The organism is Ursidibacter sp. B-7004-1, assembly GCF_053654055.1.
Genome location: NZ_JBSIUP010000089.1, coordinates 1 through 523, shown reverse-complemented (window position 1 = coordinate 523; position 523 = coordinate 1). Strand labels below are relative to the sequence as shown.

Below are 523 nucleotides of genomic sequence, written 5' to 3'. Positions count from 1 at the left end.
ACTAGGTCTCCACCTTTAATAGTTGCACCTTTTTCAGCAGTTACGCTATTTTTAAATGTCGCTGGACCAGCCACATCTAAATTACCACCAATATTCGCACCTTCGGTGGTCGTGAGGTTAGTGAAAGTTGGCGTATCAGAGATAGAAATCTCAATTTTTCCATCCGTATTTGTGGTGTTGATGTTGTTGCCTTTGCCAACAATCTCAAGTGTTTCGCCTAAGTTTTTGTGGATTTCATCACCTGTTTCACCTTTAAACTTCAAGCCTTTTTCTGTCAGTTCAGTTTTGGCTTTGCCAAGCTGTTCAACATTTACCGCATCTTTACCATCAACACCTTCAGCTAAACCTGTGATTTTATTACCGCTCATTTCAAGGTTACCACCACTGATGGTTGCACCTTTTTCAGCTGTTAATTTATCTTTAACTGTAGCCGTACCATTTAGCGTAGTAGGACCATTCACTGTTGCTGAAGTAGCCGTCAATTCACCTGCGTTGGTTTTGTCTGCAGTCACTTCACTGAAGT

1 protein-coding gene is annotated in these 523 nt (G+C 41.3%); it reads right to left on the bottom strand.

What is annotated here, in order from left to right; genetic code table 11:
• Positions 1 to 523 (bottom strand): hypothetical protein (locus tag ACWIW0_RS11350; RefSeq protein WP_454453400.1); only part of this gene is annotated, 523 nt, incomplete at both ends.